This window comes from Arcicella sp. LKC2W (genome assembly GCF_034931005.1).
GTDB lineage: Bacteria > Bacteroidota > Bacteroidia > Cytophagales > Spirosomataceae > Arcicella.
The window spans coordinates 414,738-430,532 of sequence record NZ_JAYGIN010000001.1 but is presented as its reverse complement, the minus strand read 5'-3'; the positions used below and the strand labels follow the sequence as shown (position 1 = coordinate 430,532).

Sequence of the window (15,795 nt, the reverse complement as noted above, 5' to 3'; positions counted from 1 at the left end):
ACGCTATGGGTAATTTGTCAGATTTTCTAAGAATATAATAGCAATATTGAGTGGTAATTTATGGAGAAATGGCTTAGGAGTAAATATAATTTTGTTTAATTTTTTAGTCGCATGATTAAACAAATCAAGGTGTTTGTTTAATTTAAGAAACTTGACAAAAAATAAAGTTTTACTTTTTATTAAGTTTCTTAAACAAATATTATTGTTTTTGGTTGCTATTCCAATCTAATTTCGGGTAAAACCTATCTATAAATAGATAATTTGTGATTTTAGTAATTTTTCATTGAGTTTTGCATTGGAACTATAACTGTTTTGTGCTTAAATTCACATATTCTATAGTACAATTCAACTCTTAAAAATCAAATTTCTTATTTATGAAAACAATCGGGACCGCCATCCGAAACCTACGATTGAAAAATCGGCTATCTCAAACAGAGCTGGCACATTTGATTAACATTCCCTCCCAAAGTAAAATATCTGCCTGGGAATGTGGAAATAGTATTCCAGATGTACTTGAAGCTTTAAAATTAGCTCAAGTATTTAAATTAAGTCTTGGAGAGCTGATAGATATTAGTGTTGATGATTAGCATTAAACACAGTAGCTAAATGATATGAGAAAAGATGATTCATTAAATCGTCTTTTCTTAAAAGGTAAAGTACATAAATGGTTTTTGTAATTGAAAGAGTGATTTTTTATAGAATAAGGCTGATGTAAATTTCATCTTTGATGAAAAAAACTAAAGCTACGCCAATACTCAATCCTTAGTTATTTTAAATTTTACAACCCTAACTGTATGCAATCTCTTGGAACTATAATCCGAAATCTACGTTTAAAAAACAAGCTATCCCAAACAGAGTTAGCTCACTTAATAAATATTCCATCTCAGAGTAAAATATCTGCATGGGAGAGTGACAATTCTATTCCAGATGTCTTAGAAGCTCAAAAATTATCAGAGGTCTTTGGTTTAACACTTGAAGAACTTGTTGGGGGAATCTATGATAGAGAGTAAGGGTGCTTTAAATGTATATTTAGAAAATTATTGTTTGAAAAAATAGCAAGAAACATTTTGTTCCTTGCTATTTCAAATCCTTATTGTATATTAAAAATATGTCTCTGTAATCAAGTGATTCTTGACATAATCAGCAACGCCTTCTTCTAACGTATGAAAAGGGCGTTCATAACCTATTGATTTTAGTTTAGACATATTTGCTTCAGTAAAATATTGGTATTTATCTCTTATGTCTTCGGGCGTATCGATAAAGTCAATGTTCTCTTCCGTTCCTAATGCTTTGAAGGTATTTTTTACTAAATCCAAGAAAGTACGAGCTTTCCCAGACCCTAAATTATAAATACCAGAGTTGCGACGGTGGTGCATTAAAAACATACAAACTTCCACTACATCTTTTACATAGACAAAATCTCGCATTTGTTCGCCGTCCTTAAATTCTGGATTGTGCGAACGAAATAATTTCATACCACCTGTTTTTTTGATTTGATTAAAAGTATGCCAAATCACAGAAGCCATACGTCCTTTATGAAATTCATTTGGGCCATAAACATTAAAGAATTTTAAGCCTGCCCAAAAGAAAGGTTGTTCTTCTTGTTTTAATGCCCAAATATCGAAATCATTTTTAGAATCTCCGTAAGGATTTAATGGTTTCAATTGAGGAATTAATGATTCGTTATCATCATAACCAAATTCACCCATACCATAAGTAGCTGCTGAAGAAGCATATACCATCGGGATTTGGTAATCATGACATTTTTTCCAAATCTTCTTTGAATAATTAAGATTTAATTTGTTGAAAATATCAACATTAAACTCCGTTGTATCGGTTCTTGCTCCGATATGAAAACAGAATTCTACTTCTTGATAGTTATTATCTAACCATTCAAAGAAATGCTCTCTGTCAACTCGTTCTTGAATTTTCTTGCCATCAAGATTTTTATTTTTCTGTTCGTCAGAAAAATCATCAACTGCAATTATGTAGTTAAAATTATCTTGATTCAATCTTTGAATTAGACAACTTCCGATAAACCCTGCGGCACCCGTAACAATAATCATAAAGTAGTGGGGATAAATTGTATTTATGCGTGTTAGGTAATTATAAACAACTTTCAAAATTATCATTAAGTTTCGATTTAAACTATACACGATATTTTGAAAAAATATAAATTTTCTAAGAATCTATGAGTTTTTCTACTCAATAAATAATACTATTCTCTTTTTTGTTCAAAAAAACGTTGAAAGTGATTGTTGCGACTATTTTCAATTCTATGATATTATAATAATGTTGAATATATTATTTTTTTGAGAATCGAATTCATTGTAATTTTGTAGCGTTATTTAACAAGAAATTTAAACACTGTTTAGAACTTCTTGTTAGCTCTTTAAGGAATATTCAGGTATTTGATTGCTAATGTTTTCCCAATCATGCCTTCACATTTTAAACACTGAAAACAATGGTTTACGTTACTCGTAAAGAACATTTCAATGCCGCTCATAGGCTTTATAATCCAAATTGGACAGAAGAGAAGAATCAAGAGGTTTTTGGACCTTGTGCAAACATCAATTGGCACGGACACAATTTTGAACTTATCGTTACTGTAAAAGGAAACCCAGACCCAGATACTGGCTTTGTGATTGACTTAAAGTTATTAGGAGATATTATCAAAAAAGAAATTATTGAGAAAGTTGACCACAAAAACATCAATCTTGACGTGGATTTCATGCAAGGGAAAATGGCAAGTTGTGAGATTTTTGTCATCGAAATTTGGAAAATTCTCGCTCCACAAGTAGAATCAGCTTCAAAAACAGCGAAGTTACATTGTTTGAAATTGGTAGAAACGCAGAAGAATTTTGTAGAATACTTTGGGGGACTGTAAACAGGGAACAGTTAGCAGTTATCAGTAAACAGTAGAAAATATACTACCGACTGTTTACTGCTAACTGTTTACTGCTAACTGTTTACTGCTAATTGTTAACTGAAAATGAAATATTACATTATTGCAGGAGAACGTTCGGGTGACTTACACGGCTCAAATCTGATTAAAGGTATTCGCAAACATGACCCTGATGCTCAAATTCGTGCTTGGGGTGGTGATATGATGCAGTCGGCAGGAGCTGAAATGGTAAAGCATTACCGTGACCTTGCGTTTATGGGTTTTTTTGAAGTTGTCAAAAATCTTCCTACTATTTTAGGTTTTCTTTCTTTTTGTAAGAAAGACATTAAAAGTTTTCAACCCGATGTGGTCATTCTGATTGATTATGCAGGTTTTAATATGCGAGTTGCCAAATTCGCAAAGCTTAACGGTTTCAAAACCTTCTATTATATTTCCCCAAAAGTTTGGGCTTGGAATCAATCAAGAGCCTTAAATATCAAGAAATTTGTCGATAATTTATTTGTAATTTTTCCGTTTGAAAAGGATTTTTTCAAGCAGTATGATTATGAAGTTGAATACGTTGGAAATCCACTTTTTGATGCCATTGCTGATTTTACGCCTGTTGAAAATTTCAGAAAAGAAGCTCGTTTAGGACAGAAACCGATTATTGCTTTATTACCAGGAAGTAGAAAACAGGAAGTAGAAACGATGTTACCCTTAATGATGTCTCAGGTGTACGACTTTCCTGATTATCAATTTGTTATCGGAGCGGTTTCTAATCTTCCTAAAGAATTGTATGCTCGTTGGCAATCTATTTTTCCTGTTAAAATTGTATTGGACGATGCCTATAATTTACTTTCGGTAGCTGATGCAGCATTAGTAACATCGGGTACAGCAACACTTGAAACGGCTCTTTTTAATATTCCGCAAGTTGTCTGTTATCGTGGAGGTTGGGCAGCATATCAGGTTTACAAACGAGTAATTCGTGTTCCGTTTGTGTCGTTGGTAAACTTAATTGCTGGGCGTGAAGTGGTGAAAGAATTATTACAATATGATTTGACAAAAGAAAATCTAACAACTGAATTGTCTAAAATTACTATCAATCAAACTACTCGTCAGCAACAGTTGGAGGGATATGCTGAAGTTAAAAATATATTAGGTGAAAAAGGAGCTTCTGAACGGGCGGGAATGTTGATGGTAAAGGAAGTTATGGGAGTGTAGAGTCTATGAGTTATGGGTTTATGAGTAAATGGTTTATGAGTTAAGGAGTTTATGAGTAAATGGTTTATGAGTTTAGAGTTTAGAGTTTAGAGTTTAGAGTTTAGAGTTTAGAGTTTATGAGTTTAGAGTTTATGAGTTTAGAGTTTAGAGTTTATGAGTTTAGAGTTTATGAGTTTAGAGTTTAGAGTTTATGAGTTTAGAGTTTATGAGTTTAGAGTTTATGAGTTTAGAGTTTATGATGTAGAATTTACTCATAAACCCTTAACTCATAAACTTTTAACTCTGCCCTTAACTCATAAACTACTAACTCTACTACACGAGGCTTTCTTCTAAATAATTTCGTATCCATTCTTTTTTTACTCCGCTTACTTGATTGAAAAACTGAGCGATAGTTTTCAAATCTTCATTAATATTATCACTTGTAAAAAATGGCTCTCTGATAACCACTTCTTTTTTGGGATAGTCAAAAGCAATCATAATAATGGGAACATCGGCATTTTTTGCCATATAGTAAAAACCTGTTCTGAGCTTTGCTACTTCTTTTCTTGTACCTTCGGGAGCTAATACGATGTTTAGTTTTTCATTGTTGTGAAATAAATTTGCTACCGCATCGACAACATTATGATTATTGAAACGGTCAACAGGTTTACCTCCAAGCCAGTGAAAAACCCACCCAAATGGACCTCTAAATAATTCTTCTTTGCCAAGAAAACTCATTTTTACACCGATGGCGGCTCTTGCACCAAGTCCAACGGGAAAATCAACCCAATCTGCATGAGGAGCTACAATAGCGATGGTTTTAGGAATGTATGATGGGAAAGTGCCAACGAGTTTCCAGCCTCTAAGTTTGAAAAGTGATTTGAATATAAAATTAAGCATAATTTTGTGGTCGGGATATTTTCATAAATATAATTATTTCCCGATTAAATAGCCACTTATTTAGCTGAAAAATCTATTTCCATGAAGGGATAAGGAGTGAAACACAAAATAAATATAATAAGTGTAAGCCAGCCGAGTAGTTTTCGCTTAAAATCTAAAGGTTCATCAATTTCTACTTCTGGGTGATAAATACCTACAAATTTCCCCAAAAATAAAGCAAAAGGTAAAAAACCAATAAAACCATGTGATGTGGCAATTTCGGGGATATAACTCAATAAAAATTGGGTAAACACCACACCTAAACTTAAAGCCCATGAAGTCATTTGGTTTTCAGAAATCCTTGAAAAACAGATTCTTAGAAAGAATATATAGCCTAAAAGCCAAGTAAAAAACTCTGATTCGTCTTTATATTGCCCTCCCGTTCCTATATTTTTAATGTCATTTATCGTCAATAAACCATATCCTGCAAAGAGGACGAAACCAATAAAAATAATTGGAGAAACGATATTAAAATTTTTCTTCCCAATTAAACCATACAAAATATGTCCACCGTCTAATTGACCAATTGGAATAAGATTTAGAGCTGTGAAAAACAAAGATAAATAACCAGCCCAAATAACTGGATAGTGCATTATTTCAAAATTTGGAGGTAATAATTTTGGGTCAGCCACATATTTTTTGAAGAATTTAAACAATAAATTATCTCCCAAAACAAGCTGTCCATCCATAAATTTAGTAAACTGCAAAACATCGGTTTTATAGTGTTCCCCGAATTTTATATATTCTGGATGAATTTTGAAAATATAATCAAGAGGTGGAAGGTGCGAAAAACCGTAGTACAAAACAAAAAGGGCAACGACAAATCCAGCCAGAGGTCCAGCAATACCAATATCAAAATATTCTTTTCGTGAGCGAGTTTGCCCAATCATTCTGATTACTGCTCCCATTGTGCCAATACTCATTGAAATAGCACTCAGCCACATAGGAATATAATAAGGAAGGGAAACTTTTATCTTGTAGTATCGAGCCATGAAATAATGCCCAAATTCATGGCAAGTTAGTATGGCAAGAAAAGGAATTGAGAATTGAAAACCCTGCCAGAAATCTTCTGGAAAATGAAGGATTGTTTCTGGGGATAAAAAGAAGAAAAAACGTCCTGTCATTGACTCTGCTCCAGCTAAAGTGGTTGTAATCAGAGTAGTAATAAAAAGAACGGCTTGGATAATCTGGGTTTTGTATTTCATGAAGTGCGATAAGCATTAAGCAATAAGCTTTAGGCATTTAACAAAAGTTATGAAAGTTAAATATCAATGATTTTGTTAAAAGCCTATTGCTTAAAACCTAAAGCGACTTAATTATAAACTCCCATTCCGCTAAATTTCTCAACACGTTGATTGATTCTTTGGGTTGGAGATATTTGTTGAAGTTCATTGATAGTTTCTAAAATTACTTTTTTAACAATATCAGTTGCTAAAGTTGGGTTCAAATGAGCTCCTCCTAATGGTTCTGGAATGATTCCATCCACTAAGCCGTTACCTTTCATATCAAGGGCTGTCAATTTTAATGCTTCGGCAGCTTGTTCTTTAAAATCCCAAGTTCTCCAAAGGATAGTAGAGCAGTTTTCTGGTGAAATTACAGAATACCATGAATTTTCTAACATCAAAACACGGTCACCAATGGCAATTCCTAAAGCTCCTCCTGATGCACCCTCACCGATGATAATACAAATTACAGGTACTTTTAACATGAACATATCACGGATATTACGAGCAATTGCCTCACCTTGACCACGTTCTTCTGCTTCTAAGCCTGGAAAAGCACCTGGAGTATCAATCAAAGTCACGATTGGTTTGCCAAATTTTTCCGCCATTTTCATTAAGCGAAGTGCCTTACGATAGCCTTCTGGATTGGGCATACCGAAATTTCTTAACTGACGTTGTTTGGTATTTCGTCCTTTTTGTTGACCAATAAACATAACGGTTTGGTCGCCTATTTTTCCGAAACCTCCCACCATTGCTTTGTCATCACCTACGGTTCTATCGCCATAAATTTCGATAAATTCATCGCACATTTGTTCGATATAATCAAGGGTATAAGGGCGTTCTGGGTGACGAGAAAGCTGAACTCTTTGCCAGCGAGTGAGGTTTGTGAACGTTTCTTTTTTGAGTTCTTCGATGCTGTTTTCCAATTGCGAAGCGGCAGCTGAAACATCAACGTTGTTGTCGATAGCCAATTTTTTCATCTCTGCCAATTTGGTTTCGAGTTCGGCAATCGGTTTTTCAAAATCTAACAAAGTACGCATGGGCAGTAAATTAACGGAACGAATCCGCAGGTTAGTGTGGTTACAAAATTAGTCAATAATGTGAAGTGTGGAGAATTATTTTTGATATTTTGATAAATGCTTAAAAAAAAAGCTCAGATTTAGGCTTGAAAATTGCATATATAGCTTTGAGTTACAGGTAGTTACTTAAAAATATAAGAATTGCAGTTTTGAAAAAGCTATTTAAAACTTTTTTTGATGGTTATAGGTAAATAAGTTTCATTTTTGTCTTAAAAAGCATAAAAAACAAAAGCAAATATGTATTTTGCTCCGTATTCTAAAGGATTGCCTTCATGTTAATACATTTTTTGATTGAAAATTCAATTTTAAAAAATGAAAATATTACCCCTAATTTTATCTAAGTAACACATTAATACCCATGAAAACTTTAACACATCATTCCATTTTTCTGTTAATTCTTATTTTGTTTAATGGAGGAAATGGATTTACACAGGGAATAAATCTCTCCAAAACCAAACAATTTCCTGCCAATATTACGTCTTCCATCGAAATTTTTAGAGACTCAACCAAAACCCTCACCTTAGAGCAAATAAAAACTCAACACTTTAAAAAACACACTAAAAAATATTTTGTTTTTCCTTATTCCAACGATGATTATTGGGTGAGATTCACCTTAAATAATACAGAAACTAAGTTTGAAAATTGGATTTTGATGTGGACTAATCCATTAGCTGAACAGCTTGATTTTTACGTTCCTGATAGTTTAAATAAAGGTTTTTTACATAAACAACAAAAAATTATTACTTCAGAACGAGAAAAAAAATTTATTCAGGAAGACCCTATATTTCCTTTCAAACTTTTACCCAAACAAGCCAAGACTATTTACATAAAACTATCGAGCCAAAGAGGGCATTATGGAACAATTCGTCTTTATACGCCAGAAGCCTACCACAAATCACGATTGGACGATTTTGCAGGAGAAGGGTTCTTAAATGGTTTGATATTTTTTCGACTTTTCTTGGTTTTGGTGTTGAGTTTCTTTGTCATTAAAGACTTGTCATTCAGACTTTATTCTCTTTATACCATCATCCGAACTTTTAATTATTGGGGATTTCTCAATATCGCAGGTCCACTTTTTACTGACGACCCTGATATGGCAAAAAAACTTGATTTTTTGTTTTATAATTCAGCTACTTTGGGGGCAGGTCTTTTTATATTGGTTGCCTTTAAGGTTCATAAATTCCACAGATTATACCTGTACAGTATCGTCATGATTTTGGTCGTAAACATTTTTCTGAATGCTATCATCTTTTTTGATTATCAATGGTATTGGTTAAAAGGAGGAGCATATCTCATCATTGCATCTTCTATTTATTACATCATTTTGAATGTTTATTTTACCATTAAGAAAACTTCTTTTGCCAAATATTATAGTATTCTTTTCATTTTTGGGCTTTGCAGTACGTGTTTGCTTTATGTAAGATTATTGGGTTGGATAGAATTTCAGCCAATTTATATGTTGTCGTATTATTTCTTTCTCGCAGAGTTTTTCTTCTTTATCTTTTTCTTGGGACAGATTTTTAAGAATACCGAAAGAAATAAACTTATTGCAGAACAAAAACTTAACTTCAATTTGGAGCAGAATGCTCGTCTGAAAGAGCTTGACAACATAAAAACTCAATTCTTTACCAATATTTCGCATGAGTTTAGAACTCCGTTAACTTTATTGGTAGGCCCGATTGATGACCTTCAAAAGAAATACCCACAAGAAGGAATTATTGCCGTAATGAAACGTAATCTTCAAAGATTGCAAAGTCTTATAAATCAGTTACTTGATTTGTCTAAATTAGAAGCTGGTGAAATGACAATTTCCGTTGAAGAAGTAGATTTAGTGCCGTTTTTTAGACAAATTTTTGCCTCATTTGAATCTTTAGCTCAAGGGAAACAAATCATATTTAATCATTCGCAAAGTCATTTACAGCAATTTGGGAAATTTGACCTTGATAAATTAGAGAAAATTTTAACTAATTTATTGTCAAATGCTTTCAAATTTACTTCTGAAAATGGACGAATCATTGTGAGAGTTGATTTTAAGGTTGTTGATGAAAAAGGACTTATCAATATTAGTGTTCAAGATTTTGGAATTGGGATTTCTTCCGAACGTTTACCTCATATTTTTGACAGATTTTATCAAATTGATGACACTAATCAACGCCAGCACGAAGGAACAGGCATAGGGTTGTCGTTGGTAAAAGAGTTAATTAATTTCTTGGAAGGGAAAATTCAAGTGAATAGCCAACTTGGAGAAGGCACTACTTTCCATCTGACTTTACCATTTGTTGCACTGAATAACCCAACCGAAAATCTAAGGCATCTCTTTGTACAAGAAAATTTAATTAGCCAAGAATTACAAGAGGAGAATATTGTTACCGAAACAGAAGGACAAAATGTAATGTTAATTGTGGAAGACAACGCAGACTTACGAAATTATATCGGTAGTATTTTTGGCAATGATTTTCAATTAATGATGGCGGTAGATGGAGAAGAAGGACTGAAAAAATCACTCGAATATATTCCTGATATTGTAATTTGTGATTTAATGATGCCCAATTTAGACGGTTTAGGCTTCTGTGAAAAGCTGAAAAATGACGAAAGAATTAATCATATTCCAGTCATCATGCTGACTGCCAAAGCCACATTGTCGGATAAATTGATTGGTCTTGGCAAAGGTGCTGATGACTATGTATCGAAGCCATTCAATCGTGAAGAATTGATATTAAGAGTACATAATTTGGTTGCTCAACGGCAATTAATGCGTGAAAAATATGCTCCAATAATTTCAGATAAAACGCAAATTGTAGAGGTTGTAAAAGAATTAACAATTGACGAAATATTCATCCAAAAAGCCAAATCAATTATCGACAAATATCTTGATAAAAGTGAATTTGACGTAGATACCTTTGCCAATGAAATGAATTTGTCAAGTGTACAATTACGGAGAAAGTTAAAGGCAATTACCAATCAAACTGTAACGGAATTTGTTAGGAATTATCGTTTAGCAATTGCCGCAGATAGCCTTAAAAGAGGAATTGGGTCAGTTTCTGAAATTGCGTATCAAGTTGGTTTTGATAGTTTACCGTACTTTTCAAAAGTATTTTTGGAAAGATATGGAAAAACTCCTTCTGATTGGAAGTAAAATATAAAAATAATAGCCAATCCAATTGAGCGATTTTTCTATGAAAATTTTAATTGCCCCTGATAAATTTAAGGATGCGTTAAGTGCTGGAGATATTTGTACTTTTCTTGAAAAAGGAATTTTGACAACTTTTCCAGAAGCAAAATGTACATTATTACCGCTTGCAGATGGTGGTGAAGGCACTTTGGAAAGTCTCAATAAAAACCTAAAAGGAGAATTTATCAACGTTGAGACAACCGACCCACTCCAAAGAAAGATATCCGCTACCTATCTTTTTGTAGAAAAAAACAAAACTGCAATTATAGAAATGGCTCGTGCTTCTGGTATTGAATTGTTGTTGCCCAAAGAACGTAATTGCCTGAAAAACAGTAGCTACGGTACAGGGATTCTTATTAAAGATGCCATTCAAAAAGGGGCAAATAAAATTGTTTTTACCGTTGGAGGAACTGCTACAAATGATGCAGGAATGGGGATTGCTTCAGCTTTAGGTTTTGAGTTTTTAGATGAAAATGAACAAATTTTAACTCCAATCGGTGAAAATTTGATAAAGGTCAAAAAAGTTGAAACTGCCAATGTTTTGAAAGAATTATCAACCGTAAAATTCACCATCGCAACCGACGTTACGAATCCTTTTTATGGAGAAAATGGGGCGGCTTATGTATTTGCAAGGCAAAAAGGAGCTGATGATGAAGGCATTGAATTTTTAGACAAAGGATTACAAAACTTTGCGGAGGTTTTAGAAAAACAATTCGGACAAAATCCACAAAACTTAGTTGGAAGTGGGGCAGGAGGTGGTGTTTCTGGAGGATTAGCCGTTTTATTAAATGCCAAAATTATTTCGGCGGCTTCGTGGATTTTAGAAATAAATAATACAGAAGAACTCCTCAAAAACTCCGATATTTTAATCACAGGGGAAGGAAAAGTAGATAGCCAAACATGGGATGGGAAATTGATTTCTCAACTTTTAGCAAAAGCAAATCAGGTCAATGTCCCCGTAATTATCATTTGTGGAACATTGCAAGATATTCCAACGGTTGCCAAACAAAAAGGTATTCTTTACGCTACATCAATTTTAAATGCTCCGATTTCGTTAGAAGAAGCGTTAAAAGAAACGCCTCAATTAGTTGAAAATCAGGGTGTTTTATTGGGAAATCTTTTGAAAAAAATACCCCGAGAGTTCTAACACTTTCGGGGTATTTTTGAAATAATGGCTACTTTAACTAATCTTTTTTCTCAATTTTAGCGTCAGAAATTATTTCATCCGTTATCGCCTTCATCTTATCTCTGAAGGCAGGCATATATTTCGTCATCATAATTTGCATTGTTTCTCGCTGAATAGTAGGCTGACTTTCAATCATTTTCTGTCCAGTTGGCGTTTTGTAAAATGCCAATAAATCCTTTACTTCATTTTCCGTAAAATTTCTTTCATAAATACCTGTCATTTCATTTTCCATGAAGGATTTGGTCATTTCTTTACTTGCATCCATTACTTTCCGCATCGTCGCATCCATATTTTTTGTTCGTAGAGAATCCTGCATCACAGGATTTGATTTCATTTGAGCTTTCATCATCGGAATTATTGCATCATAAGCTCCACTCATCATTTTTTCGATTTGCATCGACTTTAATAATTCTTTAATATTATCCTGTTTGCTCTGTGTAAAACCTACCAATGAATTGCTTAAAAGTATGGCGATTACTAAAAAAGTTTTTTTCATAACGATTTAAAAATTTGAATTGATTTGTGAAATGTGACTAAATTACGCTCGTAATGACAGGGTTTTCCTCTCAAAACTCTTTGTACGAATATATATTAATTCAATAACTTTACAAAACCAATTCCATTTAGGTTTATTAAACGGTAATTTCACCTTAGAAATAAAAAAAACACATAATGCTATCCCCAAAATTCAAAATATATTCGTCTTCCGCAGGTTCGGGAAAAACCTACACCCTTGCGAAGGAATACATCAAATTAGCTTTAAAAACGACTTCTCCTTGGTATTTTAACCATATTTTGGCAGTGACTTTTACCAAAAAAGCATCACAAGAAATGAAGGAACGGATTTTGAAATACCTCAAACAATTTGCCAGCACAGACCCACAAGAAATTGAAGAATCGGAAGGAATTTTTCAGCAAATTTTAGCGGAATTAAAAGAAGAAGGAATCAATATTGATGAATGGACTTTGCGAGATAGAGCCAATAAAACTTTCAAACATATTATCCACGAATACGCCAATTTTTCGGTTTCAACAATTGACTCTTTTGTGCAAAGAATTGTGGCGGCTTTTACCGAAGAATTGGGTTTTCCGTTCAATTTTGAAGTAAATCTTGATTCTGATGTTTTGTTGGAAGGTGCGGTTGAACAATTATTTCAGAAAGTAAATACCGAAAATTTCGAGCAAATTACGGAAGCAATTCAAAGTTTTGCGATGGAAAAAGCCAATGACGGAAAATCGTGGAATGGCTTACCAAGTGAGTTGGCTTCTTTTGGCAGAAGTCTCTTATCTGACCAATTTCAGGCTTCGGTTGAATCTATTGCCGAACTGCAACCTGCTGATTTTCTATTGGTTGAAAAGAATTTGAAAGAATATTCTGAATATATTGAAACCAAAATAAAAACGATTGCGAATATTGCTTCCAATACCATTTATGAAGCTAATTTGGATATTGAAGATTTTAGCCAAAAAAAGAATGGCGTTGGTGCGTACTTCCAGCGATTAGAATTTCAAGATGTTTTTTACAAGGCAAATTCTTATGTAGAAAAGGCTCTGAGCGAAAATTTGTGGTATTCAAAAACGCAAAAGAAAGATATTGCGGCTCGTATTGATGGAATTTCGGATGAATTACGCCTCTATTTAGAAGAAATTGCCAAGATTCATGAAAATGAAAAACCCAAATATGTGCTTTTTCAGGAAGTGACAAAACAACTTAAAAAATTGGCATTATTGAGTCAATTAAAAAGAGAAATTGCTGAAATTCAGAATGATACAGGACAAATTCATATTTCGGAATTTAACCGTAAAATCTTGGAAATTGTCATGACTGAGCCGATTCCGTTTGTGTATGAGCGTTTGGGCGAAAAGTATAATCATATTTTGATTGATGAATTTCAAGATACTTCTACTTTGCAATGGCATAATTTCTTGCCTTTGGTTGAAAATTCTTTGGCAAACGGACACTTTAATTTAGCCGTTGGTGATGCCAAACAGTCAATTTATCGGTTTAGAGGTGGCGAAATGGAGCTGATTGTTCACTTGCACAAAGAGGATTTGGAAAAATTGGTAGAAGGAAATGAAGACAATGATTTTTTGACTGAACGTTACGCCAGTATTCGTCCGTATTTGAAACCCGAAAACCTTACAACCAATTATCGAAGCTCAAAAGAGATTATTAAATTCAATAACGATATTTTTCAATTCATCAAGGAATCACCTGATAATGAAGCGATTGCTCCGATTTTACCAAAGGTTTACGATGAACATTTTGCTCAAAAAATTCCCAATAATCCAAAATCGGGTGGACACGTAGAGATTGATTTTTTGACAGGAGATGGGGAAGACGAATTAATGTTTGATAGAATTCTGGAATTGATTGATGAAAGTTTAGCCGCAGGATATGCTTACGAAGATATTGCTGTGCTTTGTCGCAAAAATCAGCACGCCCGAATTGTTGCCAATTCTTTGAAAGATGCAAATATTCAAGTCATTTCTTCGGATTCTTTGAATTTGAACTTTTCTGAGGCGGTCAATCTCACGATGGCTTTGATGAAAGTAATTCAAAATCCAGAAAATACTTTAGCAAAATACGAAGCTATTTATCTATTTTATCGAGTGGTTTTGCAGAAAATTCCGAATACAGACGATAATCAAATAATTAAGCAATCTATTGAAAATAAGGATGTTAATCAGTTTTATGCCCTGATTGAAAAACAAGGATATTTATTAAGTTCTTTTCGGTTACAACAAATGGCTTTGTATGAAGTAGCAGAGAAAATTATCAATACTTTTCATCTTTTTGAACATCACAAAGAATTAGATTTTTTATTCAGATTTTTAGATGTTGTACTTGATTTTCAGACGAAGAAAAGTACGCACCTTACCGATTTTTTACAATTTTGGGAACAGAAGAAAAACGTGCTTTCTATCTCCACGCCCGACGGACAGAATGCGGTAACTGTTACCAGTATTCATAAATCGAAAGGTTTGGAATACCCTGTGGTTATTATTCCATATTGCCATTGGACGATGGATACAGGTTTGTTTTCTGAAATTTGGGCAAATTTACCCAATGAACTTGAATTGAAACCCAATCAGGATTCGATATTAAAAACAGCTCCGCTGAGAGTTTCTAACAAATTAGCAGAAACAGTTATCGCTCCACAGTTTCATGCAGAAAAAGAGAAGACTTTTTTAGAAAGTTTGAATATGCTTTATGTGGCTTTGACTCGCCCAACTGACCGTTTGTATTTGATAATCAAACAAGATACCTTTAAATTCGATAAAACGGTTGGCAATCAATTGTATCGTTTTGTGGGTTGTCCGCCTATTGAAAAAGGCGAAAGGCATATCGAAATTATTAGTCAAGGAGAAAATAAACGCATCAGTAATAAACCTAAAAAAGTTGAGCAAGTCATTGAAATAGATGCGGTTATGAGTTCTGAAAGAAGTAATACGATTAAATTACGTCATTCGGCAGAACGCCTTTTTGATATTGAAACTTTTGAGAAAAGCCGTGATTATGGTAATAAAATTCACAATACTTTTGCTAAAATCAGAACGCTAACTGACATTGATTTTGCTTTGCAAGAATCGCTCAGAGAAGGTTTAATTGTAGATACTGAATTGGAAGAAATTAAGGCAAGTATCCTGAAAATCATCAACTTAGAGAAAATCAAGCCTCTGTTTGAAGTACATGAAGATTTAGTGAAAAATGAACGTGAGATTTTGATGCCTAAAGGAAATCCACTTCGTCCCGACCGTGTGGTGAGATTAAAAGACCGAATTGTAATTTTAGATTATAAAACGGGTTCAAAATCAGAATCTCATAAAACGCAAGTTCGGCAGTACATGAATATTTATCGAGATATGGGGCATAAGAATGTAGAAGGAATTTTGGTGTATTTGGAAGGCGATGACATTGTTGCTGTTGTGTAGATTGGATTGGTAGTGGCGAATAGCATTCGCCATTTTACAATAATGGCGAATGCTATTCGCCACTACATTATCTTACAATCAAAAAGGCGATAGATTTTGAATCTATCGCCTTTTGTTTTGTGAAACAATCACCAATTAGCTTATTGGAAAACCAATTTCTAATAACTAATTTCCAT

At 33.6% G+C, this 15,795-nt stretch carries 12 protein-coding genes; 7 read left to right on the top strand and 5 right to left on the bottom strand.

Annotation, left to right across the window (positions count from 1 at the left end; all coding sequences use genetic code 11):
• Positions 1–374 precede the first annotated feature (374 nt).
• Both VB796_RS01565 and VB796_RS01560 read left to right on the top strand, forming a co-directional pair.
• On the top strand, positions 375–587 hold the full coding sequence (locus VB796_RS01565) for a helix-turn-helix transcriptional regulator (protein WP_323344750.1): 213 nt from the start codon (positions 375–377) through the stop codon (positions 585–587).
• Between the two features lie 207 nt (positions 588–794).
• Entirely contained in the window at positions 795–1,010 is a 216-nt protein-coding gene (locus VB796_RS01560; protein WP_323344749.1) for a helix-turn-helix transcriptional regulator, read from the top strand.
• 90 nt (positions 1,011–1,100) lie between these two features.
• On the opposite strand, the gene rfaD is transcribed toward VB796_RS01560, so the two are convergent.
• The gene (gene rfaD / locus VB796_RS01555; RefSeq protein WP_323344791.1) at positions 1,101–2,066 is read right to left on the bottom strand and encodes an ADP-glyceromanno-heptose 6-epimerase; all 966 of its coding nucleotides are present in this window, start codon (positions 2,064–2,066) and stop codon (positions 1,101–1,103) included.
• 398 nt (positions 2,067–2,464) lie between these two features.
• Here rfaD and VB796_RS01550 point away from each other — a divergent pair, with 398 nt between their 5' ends.
• Both VB796_RS01550 and lpxB read left to right on the top strand, forming a co-directional pair.
• Complete coding sequence (locus VB796_RS01550) at positions 2,465–2,887, top strand: 6-carboxytetrahydropterin synthase (RefSeq protein ID WP_323344748.1); 423 nt, start codon at positions 2,465–2,467, stop codon at positions 2,885–2,887.
• Between the two features lie 105 nt (positions 2,888–2,992).
• Positions 2,993–4,105, top strand: coding sequence for a lipid-A-disaccharide synthase (gene lpxB, locus VB796_RS01545; protein WP_323344747.1), 1,113 nt, complete (start codon positions 2,993–2,995; stop codon positions 4,103–4,105).
• Between the two features lie 312 nt (positions 4,106–4,417).
• Here lpxB and VB796_RS01540 read toward each other — a convergent pair whose 3' ends face one another.
• From VB796_RS01540 to VB796_RS01530, 3 genes are all read right to left on the bottom strand, one after another.
• Positions 4,418–4,984, bottom strand: a complete 567-nt coding sequence (locus VB796_RS01540; RefSeq protein WP_323344746.1) for a 1-acyl-sn-glycerol-3-phosphate acyltransferase — start codon at positions 4,982–4,984, stop codon at positions 4,418–4,420.
• 56 nt (positions 4,985–5,040) lie between these two features.
• A complete protein-coding gene (locus VB796_RS01535) occupies positions 5,041–6,228 on the bottom strand; it encodes a site-2 protease family protein (protein ID WP_323344745.1) in 1,188 nt (395 codons plus the stop codon).
• A gap of 107 nt (positions 6,229–6,335) precedes the next feature.
• On the bottom strand, positions 6,336–7,286 hold the full coding sequence (locus VB796_RS01530) for an acetyl-CoA carboxylase carboxyltransferase subunit alpha (RefSeq protein WP_323344744.1): 951 nt from the start codon (positions 7,284–7,286) through the stop codon (positions 6,336–6,338).
• 397 nt (positions 7,287–7,683) lie between these two features.
• Here VB796_RS01530 and VB796_RS01525 point away from each other — a divergent pair, with 397 nt between their 5' ends.
• Together VB796_RS01525 and VB796_RS01520 are read left to right on the top strand one after the other, a co-directional pair.
• Positions 7,684–10,461 (top strand): ATP-binding protein, encoded by a 2,778-nt coding sequence (locus tag VB796_RS01525; protein ID WP_323344743.1) that lies wholly within the window; start codon positions 7,684–7,686, stop codon positions 10,459–10,461.
• 40 nt (positions 10,462–10,501) lie between these two features.
• Entirely contained in the window at positions 10,502–11,644 is a 1,143-nt protein-coding gene (locus VB796_RS01520) for a glycerate kinase (protein ID WP_323344742.1), read from the top strand.
• A gap of 37 nt (positions 11,645–11,681) precedes the next feature.
• Here VB796_RS01520 and VB796_RS01515 read toward each other — a convergent pair whose 3' ends face one another.
• Positions 11,682–12,179, bottom strand: coding sequence for a DUF2059 domain-containing protein (locus tag VB796_RS01515; protein ID WP_323344741.1), 498 nt, complete (start codon positions 12,177–12,179; stop codon positions 11,682–11,684).
• Between the two features lie 176 nt (positions 12,180–12,355).
• On the opposite strand from VB796_RS01515, the gene VB796_RS01510 reads away from it, so the two are divergent.
• Positions 12,356–15,619 (top strand): UvrD-helicase domain-containing protein, encoded by a 3,264-nt coding sequence (locus tag VB796_RS01510; RefSeq protein WP_323344740.1) that lies wholly within the window; start codon positions 12,356–12,358, stop codon positions 15,617–15,619.
• The last annotated feature ends 176 nt before the right edge of the window (positions 15,620–15,795 follow it).

Coding starts and splice junctions, on each gene's coding strand:
- VB796_RS01560 (WP_323344749.1), top strand. CDS start 795: ATGCAATCTCTTGGAACTATAATCCGAAATCTACGTTTAAAAAACAAG.
- VB796_RS01520 (WP_323344742.1), top strand. CDS start 10,502: ATGAAAATTTTAATTGCCCCTGATAAATTTAAGGATGCGTTAAGTGCT.
- VB796_RS01515 (WP_323344741.1), bottom strand. CDS start 12,179: ATGAAAAAAACTTTTTTAGTAATCGCCATACTTTTAAGCAATTCATTG.
- VB796_RS01565 (WP_323344750.1), top strand. CDS start 375: ATGAAAACAATCGGGACCGCCATCCGAAACCTACGATTGAAAAATCGG.
- VB796_RS01550 (WP_323344748.1), top strand. CDS start 2,465: ATGGTTTACGTTACTCGTAAAGAACATTTCAATGCCGCTCATAGGCTT.
- VB796_RS01525 (WP_323344743.1), top strand. CDS start 7,684: ATGAAAACTTTAACACATCATTCCATTTTTCTGTTAATTCTTATTTTG.
- VB796_RS01535 (WP_323344745.1), bottom strand. CDS start 6,228: ATGAAATACAAAACCCAGATTATCCAAGCCGTTCTTTTTATTACTACT.
- VB796_RS01530 (WP_323344744.1), bottom strand. CDS start 7,286: ATGCGTACTTTGTTAGATTTTGAAAAACCGATTGCCGAACTCGAAACC.
- lpxB (WP_323344747.1), top strand. CDS start 2,993: ATGAAATATTACATTATTGCAGGAGAACGTTCGGGTGACTTACACGGC.
- VB796_RS01540 (WP_323344746.1), bottom strand. CDS start 4,984: ATGCTTAATTTTATATTCAAATCACTTTTCAAACTTAGAGGCTGGAAA.
- rfaD (WP_323344791.1), bottom strand. CDS start 2,066: ATGATTATTGTTACGGGTGCCGCAGGGTTTATCGGAAGTTGTCTAATT.
- VB796_RS01510 (WP_323344740.1), top strand. CDS start 12,356: ATGCTATCCCCAAAATTCAAAATATATTCGTCTTCCGCAGGTTCGGGA.